This window comes from Stenotrophomonas nematodicola (genome assembly GCF_009467805.1).
GTDB classification, from domain to species: Bacteria; Pseudomonadota; Gammaproteobacteria; order Xanthomonadales; family Xanthomonadaceae; genus Stenotrophomonas; species Stenotrophomonas nematodicola.
The window spans coordinates 295,899-314,887 of sequence record NZ_WIAY01000001.1 but is presented as its reverse complement, the minus strand read 5'-3'; the positions used below and the strand labels follow the sequence as shown (position 1 = coordinate 314,887).

General features: G+C 66.4%; 10 protein-coding genes and 1 pseudogene. 9 read left to right on the top strand and 2 right to left on the bottom strand.

Annotated elements, in window-relative coordinates; all coding sequences use genetic code 11:
* Nucleotides 1-755 precede the first annotated feature (755 nt).
* Nucleotides 756-2,954 carry a TonB-dependent siderophore receptor gene (locus GDJ08_RS01350; RefSeq protein ID WP_229296419.1) on the bottom strand — a complete coding sequence of 733 codons (2,199 nt, stop codon included), beginning with the start codon at nucleotides 2,952-2,954 and terminating at the stop codon, nucleotides 756-758.
* A 580-nt stretch (nucleotides 2,955-3,534) separates the two neighbouring features.
* Here GDJ08_RS01350 and fusA point away from each other — a divergent pair.
* The 3 genes from fusA to GDJ08_RS01335 all read left to right on the top strand — a co-directional run bounded on the left by fusA (nucleotide 3,535) and on the right by GDJ08_RS01335 (nucleotide 8,053).
* The gene (gene fusA / locus GDJ08_RS01345; RefSeq protein ID WP_153164123.1) at nucleotides 3,535-5,571 is read left to right on the top strand and encodes an elongation factor G; all 2,037 of its coding nucleotides are present in this window, start codon (nucleotides 3,535-3,537) and stop codon (nucleotides 5,569-5,571) included.
* A gap of 153 nt (nucleotides 5,572-5,724) precedes the next feature.
* A complete protein-coding gene (locus GDJ08_RS01340; RefSeq protein WP_017355978.1) occupies nucleotides 5,725-6,645 on the top strand; it encodes a M14 family metallopeptidase in 921 nt (306 codons plus the stop codon).
* A 226-nt stretch (nucleotides 6,646-6,871) separates the two neighbouring features.
* Nucleotides 6,872-8,053, top strand: coding sequence for a serine hydrolase domain-containing protein (locus GDJ08_RS01335; RefSeq protein WP_153164122.1), 1,182 nt, complete (start codon nucleotides 6,872-6,874; stop codon nucleotides 8,051-8,053).
* Nucleotides 8,054-8,075: 22 nt separating this feature from the next.
* Here GDJ08_RS01335 and GDJ08_RS01330 read toward each other — a convergent pair whose 3' ends face one another.
* A complete protein-coding gene (locus GDJ08_RS01330; RefSeq protein WP_153164121.1) occupies nucleotides 8,076-9,209 on the bottom strand; it encodes a LacI family DNA-binding transcriptional regulator in 1,134 nt (377 codons plus the stop codon).
* Between the two features lie 297 nt (nucleotides 9,210-9,506).
* Here GDJ08_RS01330 and GDJ08_RS01325 point away from each other — a divergent pair, with 297 nt between their 5' ends.
* The 6 genes and pseudogenes from GDJ08_RS01325 to xylA all read left to right on the top strand — a co-directional run bounded on the left by GDJ08_RS01325 (nucleotide 9,507) and on the right by xylA (nucleotide 18,968).
* Complete coding sequence (locus tag GDJ08_RS01325) at nucleotides 9,507-12,638, top strand: TonB-dependent receptor (RefSeq protein ID WP_136007031.1); 3,132 nt, start codon at nucleotides 9,507-9,509, stop codon at nucleotides 12,636-12,638.
* 49 nt (nucleotides 12,639-12,687) lie between these two features.
* Nucleotides 12,688-13,463: pseudogene (locus GDJ08_RS01320) on the top strand (SapC family protein).
* A 3-nt stretch (nucleotides 13,464-13,466) separates the two neighbouring features.
* On the top strand, nucleotides 13,467-14,486 hold the full coding sequence (locus GDJ08_RS01315) for a cupin-like domain-containing protein (RefSeq protein ID WP_153164120.1): 1,020 nt from the start codon (nucleotides 13,467-13,469) through the stop codon (nucleotides 14,484-14,486).
* A 13-nt stretch (nucleotides 14,487-14,499) separates the two neighbouring features.
* Nucleotides 14,500-16,029, top strand: a complete 1,530-nt coding sequence (locus GDJ08_RS01310) for a tryptophan halogenase family protein (RefSeq protein WP_136007035.1) — start codon at nucleotides 14,500-14,502, stop codon at nucleotides 16,027-16,029.
* A gap of 65 nt (nucleotides 16,030-16,094) precedes the next feature.
* Nucleotides 16,095-17,588, top strand: coding sequence for a xylulokinase (gene xylB / locus GDJ08_RS01305; RefSeq protein WP_153164119.1), 1,494 nt, complete (start codon nucleotides 16,095-16,097; stop codon nucleotides 17,586-17,588).
* Nucleotides 17,589-17,633: 45 nt separating this feature from the next.
* Nucleotides 17,634-18,968: a xylose isomerase gene (gene xylA, locus GDJ08_RS01300; protein WP_153164118.1), complete on the top strand. Its 1,335-nt coding sequence runs from the start codon at nucleotides 17,634-17,636 to the stop codon at nucleotides 18,966-18,968.
* The last annotated feature ends 21 nt before the right edge of the window (nucleotides 18,969-18,989 follow it).

Sequence of the window (18,989 nt, the reverse complement as noted above, 5' to 3'; positions counted from 1 at the left end):
AGCCGACCAGAGGGCGGCTCTACACCAGCGCGATGCGCCGCCACCCCGTAGAGCCGGGCTCTGCCCGGCTGCGGCCACCGCCGCACGATCACCGTCCAAAGCAGCCGACCAGAGGGCGGCTCTACACCAGCGCGACGCGCCGCCAACCCCGTAGAGCCGGGCTCTGCCCGGCTGGGGCCTTCAACGCACGATCACCGTCCAAAGCAGCCGACCAGAGGGCGGCTCTACACCAGCGCAACGCGCCGCCACCCTCGTAGCGCCGGGCTCTGCCCGGCTGGGGCCACCGACACACGATCACCGTCCAGAGCAGCCGACCAGAGGGCGGCTCTACACCAGCGCGATGCGCCGCCACCCCCGTAGCGCCGGGCTCTGCCCGGCTGCGGCCACCGACGCACGATCCCCGTCCACAGCAGCCGACCAGAGGGCGGCTCTACACCAGCGCGATGCGCCGCCACCCTCGTAGCGCCGGGCTCTGCCCGGCTGCGGCCACCGACACACGATCACCGTCCAAAGCAGCCGACCAGAGGGCGGCTCTACACCAGCACGACGCACCGCCACCCCGTAGAGCCGGGCTCTGCCCGGCTGCGGCCACCGTCGCACTATCACCGTCCAAAGCAGCCGACCAGAGGGCGGCTCTACACCAGCACGACGCACCGCCACCCCGTAGAGCCGGGCTCTGCCCGGCTGCGGCCACCGACACACGATCACCGTCCAGAGCAGCCGACCAGAGGGCGGCGCTACCGGAAGCGCGGCGGTTACCAGCCGAACGTGGCTGTGGCCATCACGCTGCGTCCGCTGCCGTAGTAGCACGAGGACACTCCGGTGCACGTGGACACGAAGCGCTTGTCGGCCAGATTGCTCGCATTGAGCGCGAGCAGCACGCGGGTGCTGCCAACCTGGCCCAGTTCGTAACGGATCGCCGCATCGAACAGGGTGTACGACGGAATCCGGTACAGGTTGGCGCTGTCGCCGTAGCTGGCTCCGTTGTAGCGCGCGCCCGCCGCCAGACTCAGCCCGGCGAGCGCGCCGCCCTGGACGGTGTAGTCGGCCCAGAACGAGGCGGTGTAGTCCGGCACCATCGCCAGCTGCCTGCCCTTGTAGGGCGCCGAACGGATCATCTCCGAATCCATGCGCGATGCCGCGCCGATCAGACTGAAGCCCTCGATCGGCGTGATGCGGCCCTCCAGCTCGATGCCGCGCACACGTCCTTCATCGCCCTGGATGGAGCAGGTCGCGGTGCCGGTTGCACCGCAGTTGCGATGGCTGGCAATCGGATCGTCAACGATCATGTTCTGCTGGCGCAGGTCATACACCGACAGGGTCACCAGGCCATCCACGGCTGCCGGCTGGTACTTCACGCCCGCTTCCCACTGCGAGCCGGTCACCGGCTCGAACGCGGTGTGTGTGAAGCTGTCCAGCGGCGACTTGGTCGAGGGCTGGAAGGACTCGGCATAGCTGATGTACGGCGTCAGGCCGTTCTCAAACACATACAGCACGCCGGCACGGCCGGTGAACGCCTCGCTTTTGATTACGTTGCGCCCGCCGGGCTGGGAGATGCCGGTGGCGATGTTGCGATTGGCGCTGGTGGCGTCGTCCTTGGTCCAGTCGTAGCGGCCGCCCAGCGTGAGGCGCCAGTGGCCCAGTGACATCTGGTCCTGCAGGTATACACCGCTCTGGCGGTTGACGCCGGCCGTCGGCGTTTCCGTGGTGGCAGTGGGCCGGTAGGGGGAATGGACCGGGTTGAAGATGTCGATCGGGCGCGGGCTGGACATGGCCGTACGCACGCCCTCCCAGTCCGCACGCTGCCAGTCCCAGCCGAACAGCAGGGTGTGGTCCACGCCGCCCGTGGCGAAGCGGGCCTGCAGGCGGGTGTCGAACGTATCGCCGTCGGAATCGCCGGTGCCCTGCACACCACGGCGGTTCTGCGTGCGGCCATCGGCATTGAGCGCGCCGAAGGTGACCACGCCGCGGTACAGCGAATCGACATGGGTCCGGCGCGCGCTCTGGCTCAGCGTGATGTGGTCGTTGAACCGGTGCTCGACCATCCATCCAGCCGTCCACAGCGTGCGGTTGAAGGTGTTCCAGTCGGGCTCGCCGATGAAGGTGCTGTTCTTCATGTGGCCGTAGCGCGTGGCGTCGAGGGTGCCCGCCATCGGCAGGAACTGGTACGTCGAGCCGCCGTTGTCCTTCTGATACAGCCCGAGCAGGGTCAGGCGGGTGTGCTCGGCGATCTGCCAGGTGTAGCTCGGTGCCAGGAACCAGTGCTCCTGTGCGGTGTGCTTGATCTGCGTATCGCCGTCGCGGTACAGGCCCACCAGGCGTACCAGGTGATCGTTGCCGGTGCTGCCGGTGCCGACGTCGAACGCGGCGCTGTACTGGCCGTGGGCATCCAGCCCGAGACGCAGCTGCTGCACCGGGTCGGGGGTGGGCGTCTTGCTCACCTGGTTGACCATGCCGCCTGGGGCCACCTGGCCGTACATCACGGCCGAAGGACCCTTGAGCACTTCAACACGCTCCAGGTTCCAGCTGTCGAACATGCTGCGGTTCCACTGGCTGCCCTGTGGCGCGCGCATCCCGTCGAGGGTGACGTTGTTGGCCCAGCTGCCGGCGTCGAAACCGCGGATGCGGAAATCGTCGACACGATTGTCGATGCCGCTGCTTTCCAGGCTGACACCGGCCACATAGCGCATTGCATCGTTGAGCGACTGCACGCCGCGCGCATCCAGCTCGGCGCGCTCGATCACCGACACCGACTGGGGTGTCTCGGCAAGGGAGGTGCTGGTCTTGGTGGCGCCGCTGGTGCTGTTGGCGGCACGGTAGGCATTGACGCGGACGGCATCGAGCTCAGTGGCGCTCTGCGCCAACGCGGAGGCGACGGGCAGGCAGGCAAAGACGCAGGCCAGGGCGAGCAGATCGGGACGCAGTCTGCGGGGCGAGACGGGGGTGGGGGACATGGACGGAACTCGGGACACGGAAGGAGAGGGCGCAGACGCTGGCCATACGCACACGGCCAGCGGCCGCCACCAGCATCGATGCCGTCGTCGGATGACGCGGTCACCCTGCCATTTTAAGTTGTTGGAAAAGATATGCAATTGCGACCCATTCGCATATGCGGACTGGAACGGGTCGCATTTGTTCCACCTGGATCAATGTATGAGTTGAGCTGCACTCATTGTTCCAGTGGTGCGCGCAAAACTCACTTGCGTGTCGCGGGCAGAGGCCTACAATGCGCGCACACACCCCACCCGCCGCTGCCATGACCTCGATGCCGCTCCTGACGTTTTTTACCCAGACCCGCGAACACGCGGGACGGGCGCGTCTGCCCTGCGGCTCATCAGGCGGCTGACCGGTTTCCGGTCACCTGAAGACCCCCAGAGAGAGCGCCCATCGGGCGCTCTTTTCGTTTCCGCGTTACACAACCGATGCAAAGGAGAACGTGTCATGCACCAGACCGCCGAGCCCCAAACCTGGCCGCACGCCCGTTAGCCAACGGCGGCGTGCGGCTCCTTGATGTTGGCGACGAGAGCACACCCCATGAACACCCATTCCCTTTCCCACTGGCGCAACCTGGGCATCATCGCCCACATCGACGCCGGCAAAACCACACTTACCGAACGCCTGCTGTGGAAAACCGGCGAGATCCGCCGCGTCGGCGAAGTCCATGACGGCGCTGCCACCACCGACTTCTCGGCGATCGAACGCGAGCGTGGCATCACCATCGGTGCGGCCGCCGTGCAGGCGCACTGGTCTGCCCGCGGCGAGGGCGACCATCGCCTGACCCTGATCGACACGCCCGGCCATATCGATTTCGCCATCGAAGTGGAGCGTTCGCTGCGCGTGCTCGACGGCGCCGTAGCCGTGTTTTCTGCCGTGGACGGCGTGCAGCCGCAGTCCGAGACTGTCTGGCACCAGGCGCGCCGTCATGGCGTGCCGCTGATTGCGTTCGTCAACAAGATGGATCGCATCGGTGCGTCCTTCGAGCGCGTGCTGGCGCAGCTGCAGGACAAGCTGCAGGCGCGTCCGTGGGCGATCGGCTGGCCGCTGGGCGTGGAAAGCCGGTTCCACGGCTGGGTGGACCTGATTGCCCGCGAGATCGTCGAATGGGACGACACCGGCACGCCGGTGCGGACTGCCTGGACGGCCGAGCAGGCCGTGCAGTGGCAGCCCCGCCGGCTGGACCTGATCGAAGCGGTCGCCGACCACGATGACGCGCTCGGTGAAGCCTGGCTGGAAGGTCGCGAGATAGACGATGCGCAGCTGCGCGCGGCCCTGCGCCGGGCCACGCTGGCCGGTGCCGGCGTGCCGGTGCTGGCCGGTGCGGCATTCAAGAGCAAAGGCATCGACACGCTGCTGGATGCGGTCGTCGATTTCCTGCCGTCGCCCTTGGATCGCCCGCCGGTCGTGGCCATGCGTGACGGCAGCGAGGTGCTGTTGCCGCCGGATCCGAAGGGTCCGCTGGCCGCGCTGCTGTTCAAGATCACGCACCAGAGCCACGGGGCGTTGAGCTTCATCCGGCTGTACTCGGGCACGGTAAAGGTGGGTGACAGCGTGGCCAGTTCGCAGCATGCGCAGGGGCGTCGGATCGGCCGGCTGGTGCGTGTGCAGGCCGACCAGACCCATGACATCAAGGAAGCCGTGGCCGGCGACATCGTGGCGGTGATCGGGTGGAAGGATGCGGTGAGCGGCGAAACGCTCAGCGCCCCGTCCGCGCCGTTGCTGCTTGATGCCATCCAGGCCCAGCACGCAGTACTGGCCTGGCGGTTGAATGCGGACAAGGCGTCGGACCTGATCCGGATGAGCCAGGGCCTGTCGAGCCTGGCGCAGGAAGACCCCTCGTTCCACGTCTCCACCGACGCGGTGACCGGGGAAACCCTGATCTGGGGCATGGGCGAGCTGCACCTGGAGGTGATGGTCGAACGACTGCGCAGCGAGTGGAATGTGCCGGTACGCACCGGGGCGCCACGGGTGGCCTACCAGGAAACCCCTGCACAGGCAGTGCAGGGCGTGGAAGGCAAGGTCGCCAAGCAGACCGGCGGCCAGGGCCAGTTCGCGCGGGTGCTGATCGACGTGGTGCCCATCGACGGCGGCGAGATCCGTTTCATCGACCGGACGGTCGGTGGCGTGATCCCGAAGACGTTCGTGGCAGCGGTGGAGAAGGGTGTGCGTGCGGCGCTTGAAGAGGGCCCGCGTGGACATCCGGTGGTGGGGCTCGAGGTGACCCTGACCGACGGCCAGACCCATGCCAAGGATTCCTCGGACATGGCGTTCCATCGCGCCGGCAGCGAAGCGATCAAGGCCGCGCTGGCGAGGGCGGGCACACGTCTGCTGGAGCCGGTGATGGAAGTGGCCATCCATGCCCCGTCGGCCAACGTCGGCGACGTGGTGGGCGATCTCAATCGCCGTAATGGCCGGGTCGCGTCCATCGAAGACCGCGGCGCCCAGGTCGAGGTGCTCGGGTATGCACCGCTGGCCAAGCTGTCCGGCTACACCACGGCCCTGCGCTCGTTGACCCAGGGGCGCGCTTCCAGCGACATGCGCTTCAATGGCTATGAGGAAGTGCAGGTCGCGTAGGGTGCCATTGCGCGGTAAACAACAGGAGGCCGGACCACCGGCCTCCTTTTTTTTGTGGCGGCCCGCCTTTGCCGCGTCGGGCTCGTTGGTCACGGCCACGCCCTGGATCGTGGTGCGCGGATACAATGCGCGTCCAACGTACGGGAGTCTTCGATGAGCAGCGCGCATTTCTATCCGATCGGGACTCCCGGCCAGCCGTGGGGTGACGTCGAGCGCGCCGCCTGGCGCGCACGCCAGCAGCGCCAGCGCAGCTATCACGACGATGTCGTGGCGGCACTGGAGCGGCTTGGCGATCGTATTGAGATCGTCCAGTACGGGCAGCTCGACTACCCGCCGGACCATTACCCGCTGTTCGCCGCCATCAGCAGCGACTGGGACCCCGCGCTGCCGTCGGCGCTGATCACCGGTGGCGTGCACGGCTATGAAACCAGTGGCGTGCATGGCGCCCTGTTGTTCCTGGAGCAGAAGGCGGCCGACTATGCCGGGCGCATCAACCTGCTGGTGGCGCCCTGCGTCAGCCCGTGGGGCTACGAACGCATCCAGCGCTGGAATCCCGATGCACTGGATACCAACCGGGCCTTCCGCCCCGGCGAGACCGCCGAGGAGGCCGGTGCGCTGATGCGCTGGATCGCCGCGCGTGGCGACACGCTGCTGGTCCACGTGGATCTGCACGAAACCACCGACAGCGACGCCAACGAATTCGACCCGGCGCTGGCGGCGCGCGACGGCAGGCTGCTGGTGCCGGAGACCATTCCCGATGGCTTCTATGTGATCGGCAACAGCGAGAATCCCGAGCCGGCGTTCCAGCGGGCGCTGATCGCAGCGGTGGAGAAGATCACCCATATCGCCCAAGCCGACGCCGATGGCAATCTCGTCGGCATGCCGCTGCAGTCCCCGGGCGTGGTGTGGGGGGCGTCGCGGTCGATCGGTGCCTGCGCCGGCTTCACTGATGCGCGCTTTGCCACCACCACCGAGGTATACCCGGACAGCCCGCTCACCACCCCGGCGCAGTGCAATGACGCGCAGGTTGCCGCGGTGTGCGCGGCATTGGATTTCGCACTGGCCCACCGCTGAGGGGGCCGGCAACTCTGGCGGGCGATTCTGTCGCTGGGCCTGCTGGTCATCATCCGCACCTTCCCGAGCTGGTCGGTGGTGCTGGATGTCGAAGGATTCTGGCCGTGGAACGGGCCGAAGGCGCCGCGGGAACCGTGGCGGTTGCACGCACGTGCCGGCGCAAGCGGCGCCACCGACGATCGGCTATCGTAAGCGCCCCTGCCACCTCTTCCTTCGAGCGCCACGCATGAAACCCACTTCGAAGCGTGTTCGGCGGCGGTACTGCATCGTGCTGTCCGCCGCGCTGCTGGTCGCGGGATGCACGGGCACGACGACCCCGGCGAAGGACCTCGGCGCGGACATCGACGAGGTCGCCGCGAGGCTGATCGAGCAGCCGCTGCTCCACTCGACCTCGATCGCCGTGGTGTACAGGGGCAAGGCATTCATTCGACATCGCGGCGACATGGAGGCGGGGAAGCCGGGTCCGCCAACCGATGCGACGCTCTACGAGATCGGCTCGTTGAGCAAGACACTGGCAGGCACCCTGATGGCCAATGCCGTTCTGGAGGGCAAGGTGCGTCTGGACGATGATATCCGGATGTATCTCGACGACGCCTATCCGAACCTGGCGTACAAGGGCGACCCCATCCGCATCCGTCACCTGCTGTCGCATACGAGCGGCTTGCCGAACATGCTGCCGGCGGAGGCGAACACAGTGCTCGCGGACTTCACGGACCAGCGCACGCCCGGCGAGCTCAATGCCATCTACGCGCACTACGGCAAGGCCGACTTTTTCAGGGACCTGCATGGCGCCCGGATTCCCCGCATGCCCGGGAAGGAGTACGCATACTCCAGTACCGGCACGGAACTGGCCGCGCATGTTCTGGAGACGGTCTACAAGACGGATTATGAGTCCTTGTTGCGCGGCTACCTGGCCGAGTCCGCAGGGATGACGGACGTCAGGATCCGGCTGAGCGACGAGGAGGCCCGCCGGCTTGCGATCGGCTATCACAGTGACAACCCGGTGCCCACCACGCCGATGCCGCAACTGCCTTGGGGCGCATCCGGGAACGCGAAGGTGACCGTGCCGGAAATGGTGAAGTACCTTCGGTTCCAGCTGTCTGGCGGGTCTGTCGTGACGGAGTCGCGTCGCGCGCTCGTCGAATTCGATCCCGGGTTCAGCATCGGTTATTTCTGGAACATCGTCAGCGGCGACCGGTTGAAGGGCACCTACTTCGCGCATCATGGCGGCGTGCCCCGATCGCAGTGCTACGTGTACATCCTGCCAAAGTACGACCTTGGCATATTCGTCATCACCAACCAGAGCGGCGACCAGACGGCGCGCGCGATGGAGGCGGCCATCACTACGCTGGTCGAACGGATTGCCGCGCGGGAGAGGGTGGCCGGGTTGTCCCGCCAAGGCGCGTAGCGCGCTGAGGGGGCAGGGGCCATCAGGGCTGTTTGCGTGACGCGTCACGGTCGCGCGAGGGCGCGATGGCCGGGACTGGACGCGGTCGCGCTACGGACGCGCGCGTGATCAACCGGTGCGCGAGCACATGGTTCACCGTGCGGTGCCCCGAAGACGCGGAGCGCCGGATCTCACGCAACAGGATGTCGATGGCGGTGTCCGCCATGTCCGCCACCGGTTGATGCACCGTGGTGAGTTCCGGCCACACCATCGTCGACGCGGAGGTGTCGTCGAACCCCACCACCGAAAGGTCACCCGGTACCACCAGGCCGCGGCGATGCGCCACCGACACCACGGCCGATGCCATGTCATCGTTGCTGGCGAAGATCGCAGTGGGCGGCGCGTCCACGCTCAACAACCGTTCTGCAGCGTCCAGCCCGGAGCGGTACGTGAAATAGCCGGCATGGACGAGTGCGTCGTCGTAGCCGATGCCGGCGTCGGCCAGCGCATCCCGATACCCCTGCCATCGGTGGGCGCTGGCGGTCTGATTTGGATCGCCCTTGATATAGCCGATGCGGGTATGTCCGTGGGCGATCAGATGCGACACCACGTCGTGGCTTGCCTGCCGGTCATCGATGCGCACGCAGGACATCCTGTCGCTGAAATGGCTGGACGCGATGGACACGACGGCCACGCCTGCGGCAAGGAACTCGTCGACGATGGCCTGCGACTCGCACAGGGGCGGCGGCAGTATCACGCCTGCCACGCTGCCTGAAAGTTGCCGTGCCGCGTGGCGACGTGCCTGGGCGCCCAGGTCATCCCAGGTGGCGATCACCAGCTGCGCCGCTGCACGGGTGGATCCGCGCAACGCACCGACCAGGAGCTCGCGCAGGTAGCTGGAGCTTGGATTGGTATAGATCAACGCGATGCAGGTGTGCTGCGCCGCAGCCAAGGCGCTCGCCGCCAGGTTGGGCCGGTAGTCAAGTTCACGCACGCTGCGCATGACGCGCTCGCGGTTGTCGTCGCGTACGCCGGCATGGCCGTTGATGACGCGTGACACCGTCATGGCGGAAAGCCCGGCGTGCGCCGCGACGTCATCGATGGTGACTGCGCCTGCCTTTCGACGGACCGCTCTGTGGCTGTTTTTCACGGCATGGGTTCCTTTGCTGCGCTGCATGATGACAAGCGCAACCCTGGATGATTAGGCTGCGCCCGTGACGTGATGGTAGCGCTACCATTCGGCCGGAGTAAGGCCGCCAGGTACCCCCCCCTTTACCACGCGGCTGTTCTGGCAAGTCTGAAAGCGAGTTGGCGTCGCAGTGAGCGCAACGCGCACTGCGATGTTCGGTGTGGAAGACGGGCATCGCCCGTACGTGCCCCCAGGAGGGGCGGTACATCCATTCGATCGTATGTCAGAGGGGAGAGTCATGAGCGCTGCTGCTTTCCGTCGTACCCCAGGCCGGAGGGCTCGTTCATGAGCCGGACGCTGGCGAAGTTCACATCCAGGGCCATGTTTACGTTTGTAGGCGGCGTTCTGGTCATCAATCCCGCATTCGCGCAGGACGCACCGACGCCGGCGTCCAGCGCCCAGTCGCAGACCCAGCCAAGTCCGACGCAGCTGGATACCGTCCAGGTCACCGGCATCCGCAACAGCCTCAGCCAGGCGATGGACATCAAGCGCGACTCGGCCGGTGTGGTGGATGCAATCAGTGCCGAGGACATCGGCAAGTTCCCCGACACCAACCTGGCCGAGTCGCTTCAGCGCATCACCGGCATCTCCATCGAGCGCCGCGACGGCGAGGGTGCCCAGGTGACGGCGCGCGGCTTTGGCCCGCAGTTCAACATGGTGACGCTCAACGGTCGCCAGATGCCCGGTGCCGATGCCTTCGGTGCAGCGGGGCAGGTCGCCATCGGCGGTGTCGACGGCGGTACCCGCGCGTTCAACTTCGCCCAGCTTGCCGCAGAAGCGATCAACGGCATCGAGGTCTACAAGACCAGCCAGGCGAACGTGCCCAGCGGTGGTATCGGCGCCACCATCAACATCCTGACGTCGCGTCCGTTCGACCACGAGGGCGTGGTTGCCAGTGCCGGGGCCAAAGTCGTCTCCGACAGGAGCCAGCCGTTCGACAACGACCTGACCCCGGAACTGTCGGGTATCTTCAGCTACACCAACCCCGACAGGACCCTCGGCGTCGGCGTGAGTGCGAGCTACCAGAAGCGCAAGGGCGGCTCGGTCCAGGCCACCGACAACTACTGGAACATCCAGCCGTGGACCGGCACGATGCCCGGCAACCCGACGGTGGTCAACGCCCCGGCGATCGGCGCGCTGTACGCACGGCCGAACGACCTGCGCTACGCCTTCTCCGAGTTCGAACGTGAGCGCATCAACGGCCAGGCCGTGCTGCAGTTCGCGCCGACAGACGCGATCACGCTGACCCTTGACTACACGTACTCGACCAACGAAATCACCGAGAATCGTGGCGAACAGGGCATGTGGCTGCAGAACAGCAACTACACCGACGTCACGTTCGATACCAGCGGAGCGGTTGCCACGCCGATCTACATCCGTGAGATCGCGGGCACCAAGGACTTCGGCCTCGAGCAGCAGCGCAGCATGCAGAAGTACAAGCTGGGCTCGCTGGGTCTGAACGCGGTGTGGAATGTCACCGACCGGTTCAAGCTCAGCTTCGATGCGCACGACTCGAAGAACGAGAGCCGCCCGAACGATCCGCTGACCGGCGGCGGCTCCATCTTCAGCAGTATCGCCGGCACCAACAACTGCACCACCGGACCGCATTGCGGCGGGTCCTGGGTACAGGAGATGGTCTTCAACAACGGCCTGCCGGTAGGCACGCAGGTCTGGTACCCCAGCACGGCCGACGCCATCGCCAAGACCAACGGCGTGGTCAACCCGGGCTTCGTGCCAGGCGAAATCGGCTCGCAGGTGCTGCGCATCAATTCGCAGACCCAGGTCAGCGAGATCAAGCAGGGGCGCGTCGACGGCGAGTGGAGCTTCGACAAGGGCCGCTTCCAGTTTGGTGTGGACTCGAGCAAGCAGACCACCCACCGCATCCAGGCCGCAGAGAACTACAACACCCTGGGCGACTGGGGCGTGGCCAACGTTGACGGGGACGTCGCGAACGGGTTGATGGACCTGCTGCAGCCGGTCAACATCGTCGGGCTGTTCAAGGACTACAGTGCCAACAGCTTCACTGCCTGGCGCGGCGATGCCGGCCGGATCGCGCAGTGGGCGGCCGACAACTACGGCGCCAGCCTGGGGGTGAGCCCGCAGCTCGCCGCCGACAACCGGGTGGAGGAGAAGACCCGGTCGGCGTACTTCCAGGTCGAGCTGGACGGCGACCTGGGCGGCCTGCGCACCAGCACGCGGCTGGGCGTCCGCTATGAGACCACCGATGTGGTGTCGACCTCGATCATTGCCATTCCGGAAGCCATCGAGTGGCAGTCGAACAACGACTTCCGCGTGCTGTTGTCCGATGAGCAGCAACCCTTCACCGAGAAGACCACGTACAGCTACGTCCTGCCCAACCTGGACTTCAGCATCGACCTGATGGACGACCTCAAGGGGCGCGTGTCTTTCGGCAAGAGCATCGCCCGCGCGCCGATCGGCAATCTCTACGCCGGTCCAACGGCACAGCAGCCGTTCGGTTCGGTACTGATCGACCCGTCGTCGAGGGCCAGCGGCACCGCGCAGAACCCGGCGCTGAAGCCCCTGGAATCGGACAACCTGGACCTGGCGCTGGAATGGTACTTCGCTGACGCCAGCTACGTGTCGGTGACCTTCTGGAACAAGCAGGTCGACAACTTCGTGGGCAACACCGTGGTGCAGGAGAACCTGTACGGCCTGCGCGACCCGAGTTCCGGACCGGATGCGCAGGCGGCACTGGCGTTCCTGACCAGCGGAGCCTGCATCACCCAGGTTGGGGCGGCCAATGCGGCAGCCTGCTCGGCCAACGACACCTCGCTGTTCACCGCGCTGGCCCTGCTGCGCAACAACCCGGCCGGGCTGGGCGCCTACAACGGCACGGATGCTCAGGTGCTGGCCACCGAGGCCGCGTACGATCTGTACGGCACCGCGGCCGATCCGCTGTACCTGTTCAACGTCAACCGCCCCATCAACCAGAACAAATCCAAGCTGCATGGCTGGGAGCTGGGTGGGCAGTACTTCTTCGGCGACACGGGGTTTGGCATCCTCGCCAACTACACCATTGTCAACGGCGACGTGGGGTTCAACAACGGCGGCGATCCGGGCATCGACCAGTTCTCGCTGACTGGACTCAGCGACACGGCCAATGCGATGCTGATGTACGAGAAGTACGGCTGGTCTGTCCGCCTGGCCTGGAACTGGCGTGACCAGTACCTGATCCTGGCCAACCAGGGAGCAAGCCGTAATCCGTACTACGTGGAAGCGTACGAGCAGTGGGATCTCAGCGTGAATTACACCCTGGATGATCACTGGTCGTTCGGCCTGGAGGCGATCAATCTGACCGGTGAGGACGTTCGCTGGCGTTCGCGCACCTCGCAGATGATCGTGAAGCTGGCCGATCAGAGTCCGCGTTACATGCTTGGCGTGCGTTACAGGTTCTGAACCGTGAGGGTGCCGCTGCTTGGCCAGCGGCACCCGTTCCAGGCTCCTGATGGGATTGGACACCACCATGCCGCGTTACGAAATGCTCAACAACATCGCCCACCGCGACCTGCGCGTGGCCACCGGTTTCGGGCCCGAGTTCGGCGACGCGGTGGGCATGGTGCCGGCCTACCCGAGCGAGTTCGCCGAGCTGCAGCGCGAGTACCCCATTTTTCTGCGCAGGGACCCGGCGACGGGGGACTGGCAGTCCGTTGCGCTGCTCGGATTCGAGCAGCACGAGAATCTGTTTCTGCACGATGGGCGCTGGAATGCCACCTATCTGCCGGGGGCCGCGGCCAAGGGGCCGTTCCTCATCGGCTTCCAGGAGAACCGGATCGATGGCGCACCTGTCCAGGAAGCGGTGCTGCACGTCGACCTCGACCACCCGCGCGTGAACGCGATGCAGGGTGAGCCGGTGTTCCTGCCGCAGGGGGGAACAGCCCCTATCTTGACCATATCGCAGGCGTGCTGCGCGGCATCCACGATGGCCATGCCTTTGGCGCACACATGTTTTCCATGCTCGATACGAACGGACTCATCCAGCCGGTCTCGCTTGATGTGACGATCGACACCGGTCATCGGGTGGGCATCAACGGCCTGCATGCGATCGACCGTGACCGCCTGGCCCAGCTGGACGGTTCCGCGCTCGCCGACCTCAACCGCGCCGGGTATCTGGAAGGCGCGTACCTGATGCTGGCGTCTCTGCACAACATGCGGCGCCTGATCGCCGAGAAGCAGCGCCGCCTGCGCACGCAGGATGCCGCCGTGGCGGCGGGCAGGAACTGACCCATGTATGACGGCGTTGCCATGCGCGTTCTCGACGGTCTTGCGCCGGAAGCGCTGCCGCTGTCGGCACTGGCTGCCGTCGGCGAGCCGGTCGTGCTGCGCGGCATCGCGCGCGACTGGGGGCTGGTGCAGGCCGGGCGGCGTTCCACACACGAGGCGCTGGCCTATCTGCGCGGTTTCGATGCGGGCGTGCCTGTGCCGTATTCGTTCGGCGGGCCGGAGATTGAAGGGCGTCCGTTCTACAACGAGGACTTCACGCGGTTGAACGTCGAGGTCCGGCGCGGCCTGCTGACGCAGGTGCTGGACGAAATTGCCGAGACCTTCGAGGAGCCCAGGCCGCCTACCTACTATGTTGCCGCGCTGCTGATCGAGCGGGCGCTCCCCGGGTTCGCGCAGGCCAACGATGCCGGCCTGGCGGGGCAGGGCATCGAGGCATCGGCCAGCATCTGGATTGGCAACCGCGTAACGGCGTCGTGCCATTTCGACACCCCGGACAACCTGGCGTGCTGCGCAGTGGGCCGGCGCCGCTTCACGCTCTTTCCGCCGGATCAGATCGAGAACCTGTATCCCGGGCCACTGGAACCCACGCCGGGAGGCCAGGTGGTCAGCGTGGTGGATTTCGAGCGCCCGGATTTCGCGCGCCATCCCCGCTTCCGTGATGCCCTGGCAAGCGCGCGGACTGCGGAGCTGGAGCCGGGTGATGCCATCTTCATTCCGAGCATGTGGTGGCACCACGTGCGCAGCCTGGCGCCATTCAACGTGCTGGTGAATTACTGGTGGCGCAGCACACCCGGCTTTCTTTCCTCCCCGCTGCCGGCGCTCCAGCATGCGATGTGGGCGCTGCGCGATCTGCCTGCACGTGAAAAGCAGGCCTGGTCGACGATCTTCGACTACTACGTCTTCGGTCCGGGCGAGCGCGCAGGGCAGCACCTGCCTGAAGCGGCCAGGGGCGAGCTGGCACCGTTCGACGAGACGCAGGCACGGCGCACGCGCGCACAGCTGCTGGCTCGACTCAACCGCTGATGGGAGCATCGCATTGAACGTTGCGAACACACCACACGCACGGGTCCGCAAGGTCGTCATCGCCGGTGGCGGCACGGCCGGCTGGCTGGCCGGCTGTGCGCTGTCCCACCAGTTCCGCGACCAGCTGGACATCACCCTGGTGGAGTCCGAGCAGATCGGTACGGTGGGCGTTGGCGAGTCGACCGTGCCGCCCATCCGTGCGTTCCACCGCTTTCTGCAGATCGACGAGCAGGAATTCCTGCGCGCGGTCGCCGGCACGTTCAAGCTCTCGATCTCGTTTGAGAACTGGCGTCGACCTGGGGACCGTTTCATCCATCCCTTCGGCACGATCGGGCAGGGAACGTGGGCTGCGCCGTTCCACCATTTCTGGCTGGACAGCCTGCGCCGCGGCATGCCGTCGGAGCTGGGCGATTTCTGCCTGGAGAGCGTCGCCTCGCGCGGCGACCGGTTCTCGCTGGACACCCGGCCGCAACTCAACTATGCGTATCACTTCGACGCCAGCCTCTATGCGAAGTTCCTTCGACGCAGGGCCGAAGCGCAGGGCCTGCGGCGGGTCGAGGGCAAGATCCGCAACGTGCAGCAACATGCCGATGACGGCTCCGTTGCGGCACTGGTGCTGGAGGACGGGCAGATCATCGAGGGCGATCTGTTCATCGACTGCACCGGCTTCCGCGGCCTGTTGACCGAGCAGACCCTGCATACCGGCTACGAGGACTGGCACGACTGGCTGCCCAGTGACCGCGCGGTGGCGGTGCAGACCGGCTCGGTCTCGCCGCCGGTTCCGTACACCCGCGCCATCGCACACGAGGCCGGCTGGCGGTGGCATATCGCGCTTCAGCATCGGGTCGGCTGCGGCCTGGTGTTTTCCAGCCGCCACATGTCCGACGACGAAGCGCACGCCAAGCTGCTGCGTGACGTCGAGGGCCCGCCCCTGCGCGATCCCTGGCTGGTGCCATTCCGTAGCGGGCGGCGGCTGAAGGCGTGGAACAGGAACGTGGTGGCGCTTGGGCTTGCGAGTGGCTTCATCGAGCCGCTGGAATCGACCAGCATCCACCTGACCATCAGTGCCGTAGTGCGTCTGATCCAGTTGTTCCCGTTTGACGGCATCAGCCCGGCGCTGATGACGCTGTACAACGATGTCAGCCGCCAGGAGATGGAGCATGTGCGCGACTTCATCATCCTGCACTACCACGCAAACCAGCGCGACGAGCCGATGTGGAAGGCGTGCCGCGAGATGCCATTGCCCGAGTCGCTCGCCATCCGGCTGCGTGCCTGGCGCGAGCGGGCCCATGCGTGGCAGGACCCCGGCGAGCTGTTCCGGGTCGATTCCTGGACCAGTGTGCTGATGGGGCAGGGGATTCAGCCGGGTCCGCCGCACCCGCTGGCACGTGCCATCGATGACGCGGACCTGCGGACGTTGCTGGCGCGGATCCGCCAGCCGGTGCAGCAGGCGGTTGCGACGATGCCGTCGCAGGCCGCCTTCATCGAGCGCTACTGCAGGGCGGGAGAGGACGTATGGCCGCGGGCGCCAGCCCTGACGTAACGCGGCAGCATGCTGTTGTCTGGAAATGGTAGCGCTAACTTCAATAACAGGCGGGAGTGCAGTACATGGAACTGGTGGCCGGAATCGACGCAGGGACGCAGAGCCTGAAGATCGTCGTGTACGACCCTGCCGGGCGTCGACTCGTTGCCAGCACCAGCTCGCCGCTGGACCTCACGTGCGGCGCCGATGGCAGCCGTGAGCAGCACCCGGCCGATTGGGTCGCCGCACTTCATGCCTGCTTCCATGCGATCGAACCCAAGGTTCGCTCGCGCATCACCGCGTTGGCGGTGTCGGGCCAGCAGCACGGGTTCGTAGCGGTCGACGCGGCAGGCGAGGTGCTGGCACCGGCCAAGCTGTGGTGCGACACCAGCACGTCGGCCGAGTGCGTGCAGATCATGGACGCAGTGGGCGGTGCAGCGCTCAGCATCGCGCTGGCGGGCAACCCTGTCCTCACCGGGTACACCGCCTCCAAGCTGCCCTGGACCAGGACCCATCGGCCCGAGGCCTACGCGCGGCTTGCCACGATCCTGCTGCCGCATGACTACCTCAATTTCGTGTTGACCGGCGAGCGCTTCTGCGAGTACGGCGATGCGTCGGGCACGGGCTGGCTGGACGTGCGCACCCGCACCTGGTCGAGCCCTCTGCTGCGCGCGACCGATCCCGAGCGCGACCTTGCCGCGTGCCTGCCACGCATCGCCGCGCCCGAGGAGATGCTGGACATCGACCCGGCCATCGCGGCGGCACTGGGGCTGCGTGCGACCGTGAAAGTGGCCGTGGGCGGTGGCGACAACATGATGGCGGCGATCGGCACCGGCTGCGTCGTGCCCGGTCGCCTGGCGATGAGCCTGGGCACCTCGGGCACCCTGTTCGCCTACTCGGACACGCCCGTGGTCGACCCGGACGGGAAATGGGCCGCGTTCTGCTCGTCCACCGGCGGCTGGCTGCCGCTGATCTGCACGATGAACTGCACGGTCGTTACCGAGCAGGTCGCCGATGCGTTCGGGTTCAGCACCCGGTATGCCGACGGGCACCTGCGGGCGACGTCGCCCGGTGCAGACGGCCTGGTGATGCTGCCGTTCCTCAATGGCGAGCGCACGCCGGACCTGCCGCTGGGCAAAGGGGTACTGGCGGGCCTGGACACGGCCAACATGACCCCGGCGCACTTCTACCGTGCGGCCGTCGAAGGGGCGACGTACAGCCTGAAGTACGGCTACGACGCCTTTGTCCGCGCGGGCATGCGGTTCGAACGCATCGTGCTGACCGGCGGCGGCAGCAACAGCGCGCAGTGGCGGCAACTGGTGGCCGATGTGTTCGGCCTTCCGGTGGACGTGCCGACCCAGTCCGAAGGCGCGGCATTCGGTGCGGCATTGCAGGCCCTGTGGGCGCTGGGTCACGCGCGTGGAGAGGGCGCGTCCATCGCCGAGATCGCAGACCGGCACGTAGCGCTCGACCCGCTGCAGTCCGCACAGCCCGATCCGGCGCGCACGGACGCTTACGCCACGGCGTATGCCCGATTCCTGCGCCATCTCGACGCCATCATGCCGCTGTATCGCGGCTGATCTCCCTCTTTCGCGACACCTCCCACACCAACAGGAAGACCCACCATGAGCAATCAGCCTTTCATCGGCGCCACGGAATACTTCCCCGGCATCGGCCGCATCCCCTTTGAGGGCCGGGGCTCGGACAACCCCCTCGCATTCAAGGTCTATGACGCGGACCGGGTCATCGGTGGCAAGACCATGCAGGAGCACCTGCGCTTCGCGGCCTGCTACTGGCACACGTTCTGCAACGCGGGGCATGATCCGTTTGGTCCAGGCACCCGCCGGTTCCCGTGGGAGGCCGGCTCGCCGATGGCCACCGCCGAAGCGAAGGTGGACGCCGCGTTCGAATTCTTCACCAAGCTTGGCGTGCCGTACTGGTGCTTCCATGACATCGACCTGGCACCGGACGCCGACGATGTCACCCAGTACGAGAAGAACCTCAAGCACATGGTCGGCTTGGCCAAGGCGCGCCAGGAGGCTACGGGCATCAAGCTGCTGTGGGGAACAGCCAATCTCTTCTCGCATCCGCGCTATATGAACGGTGCATCCACCAATCCGGATTTCGGCGTGGTGGCGCGTGCCGCCGTACAGGTGAAGGCGGCGCTGGAAGCGACGGTTGAACTGGGCGGCGAACACTACGTGTTCTGGGGTGGCCGGGAAGGCTACGCCTCGCTGGTGAACACGCAGATGAAGCGCGAGCTCGACCATCTCGCGCGCTTCCTCACGATGGCGCGGGACTATGGCCGCAGCATCGGGTTGAAAGGGAACTTCCTGATCGAGCCCAAGCCGATGGAGCCGATGAACCACCAGTACGACTTCGACAGTGCGACCGTGGCAGGCTTCCTGAAAGCGCATGGCCTGGACAAGGACTTCAAGCTCAACATCGAGGCCAATCACGCCACACTCTCCGGACACACCTTCGAACACGATCTGCAGGTCGCGTCCGACCACGGCTTGCTGGGCAGCATCGACGCCAACCGTGGCAACGGGCAGAACGGCTGGGACACGGACCAGTTCCCGACCGACCTGTACGACACCGTCGGCGCGATGCTGGTCGTGCTGCGGCAGGGCGGGCTGGAGGGGGGGCTGAACTTCGATGCCAAGCTGCGCAGGGAGTCGACCGACCTGGAAGATCTGTTCATCGCCCACATCGGTGGCATGGACGCGTTCGCGCGCGGGCTGGAAGTGGCGCACGCCCTGCTGCACGACTCGCCGTGGGAGCAGTGGCGCGCCGAGCGGTATGCCAGCTTCGACAGCGGCGCGGGCAGGGACTTCGAAAACGGCACGCTTGGCCTGACCGACCTGGCGGCGATGGCCATCAAGCTCGGTGAGCCCGCGCAGGTCAGCGGCAAGCAGGAGCGCTACGAGAACCTCCTCAACCAGTATCTGCTGCGCTGACATCACACCGGGAGGGGAAGG

Excerpts from the sequence above, each read along its gene's own strand:
- GDJ08_RS01350 (WP_229296419.1), bottom strand. The coding sequence starts at position 2,954 with ATGTCCCCCACCCCCGTCTCGCCCCGCAGACTGCGTCCCGATCTGCTC.
- fusA (WP_153164123.1), top strand. The coding sequence starts at position 3,535 with ATGAACACCCATTCCCTTTCCCACTGGCGCAACCTGGGCATCATCGCC.
- GDJ08_RS01340 (WP_017355978.1), top strand. The coding sequence starts at position 5,725 with ATGAGCAGCGCGCATTTCTATCCGATCGGGACTCCCGGCCAGCCGTGG.
- GDJ08_RS01335 (WP_153164122.1), top strand. The coding sequence starts at position 6,872 with ATGAAACCCACTTCGAAGCGTGTTCGGCGGCGGTACTGCATCGTGCTG.
- GDJ08_RS01330 (WP_153164121.1), bottom strand. The coding sequence starts at position 9,209 with ATGCAGCGCAGCAAAGGAACCCATGCCGTGAAAAACAGCCACAGAGCG.
- GDJ08_RS01325 (WP_136007031.1), top strand. The coding sequence starts at position 9,507 with ATGAGCCGGACGCTGGCGAAGTTCACATCCAGGGCCATGTTTACGTTT.
- GDJ08_RS01315 (WP_153164120.1), top strand. The coding sequence starts at position 13,467 with ATGTATGACGGCGTTGCCATGCGCGTTCTCGACGGTCTTGCGCCGGAA.
- xylB (WP_153164119.1), top strand. The coding sequence starts at position 16,095 with ATGGAACTGGTGGCCGGAATCGACGCAGGGACGCAGAGCCTGAAGATC.
- xylA (WP_153164118.1), top strand. The coding sequence starts at position 17,634 with ATGAGCAATCAGCCTTTCATCGGCGCCACGGAATACTTCCCCGGCATC.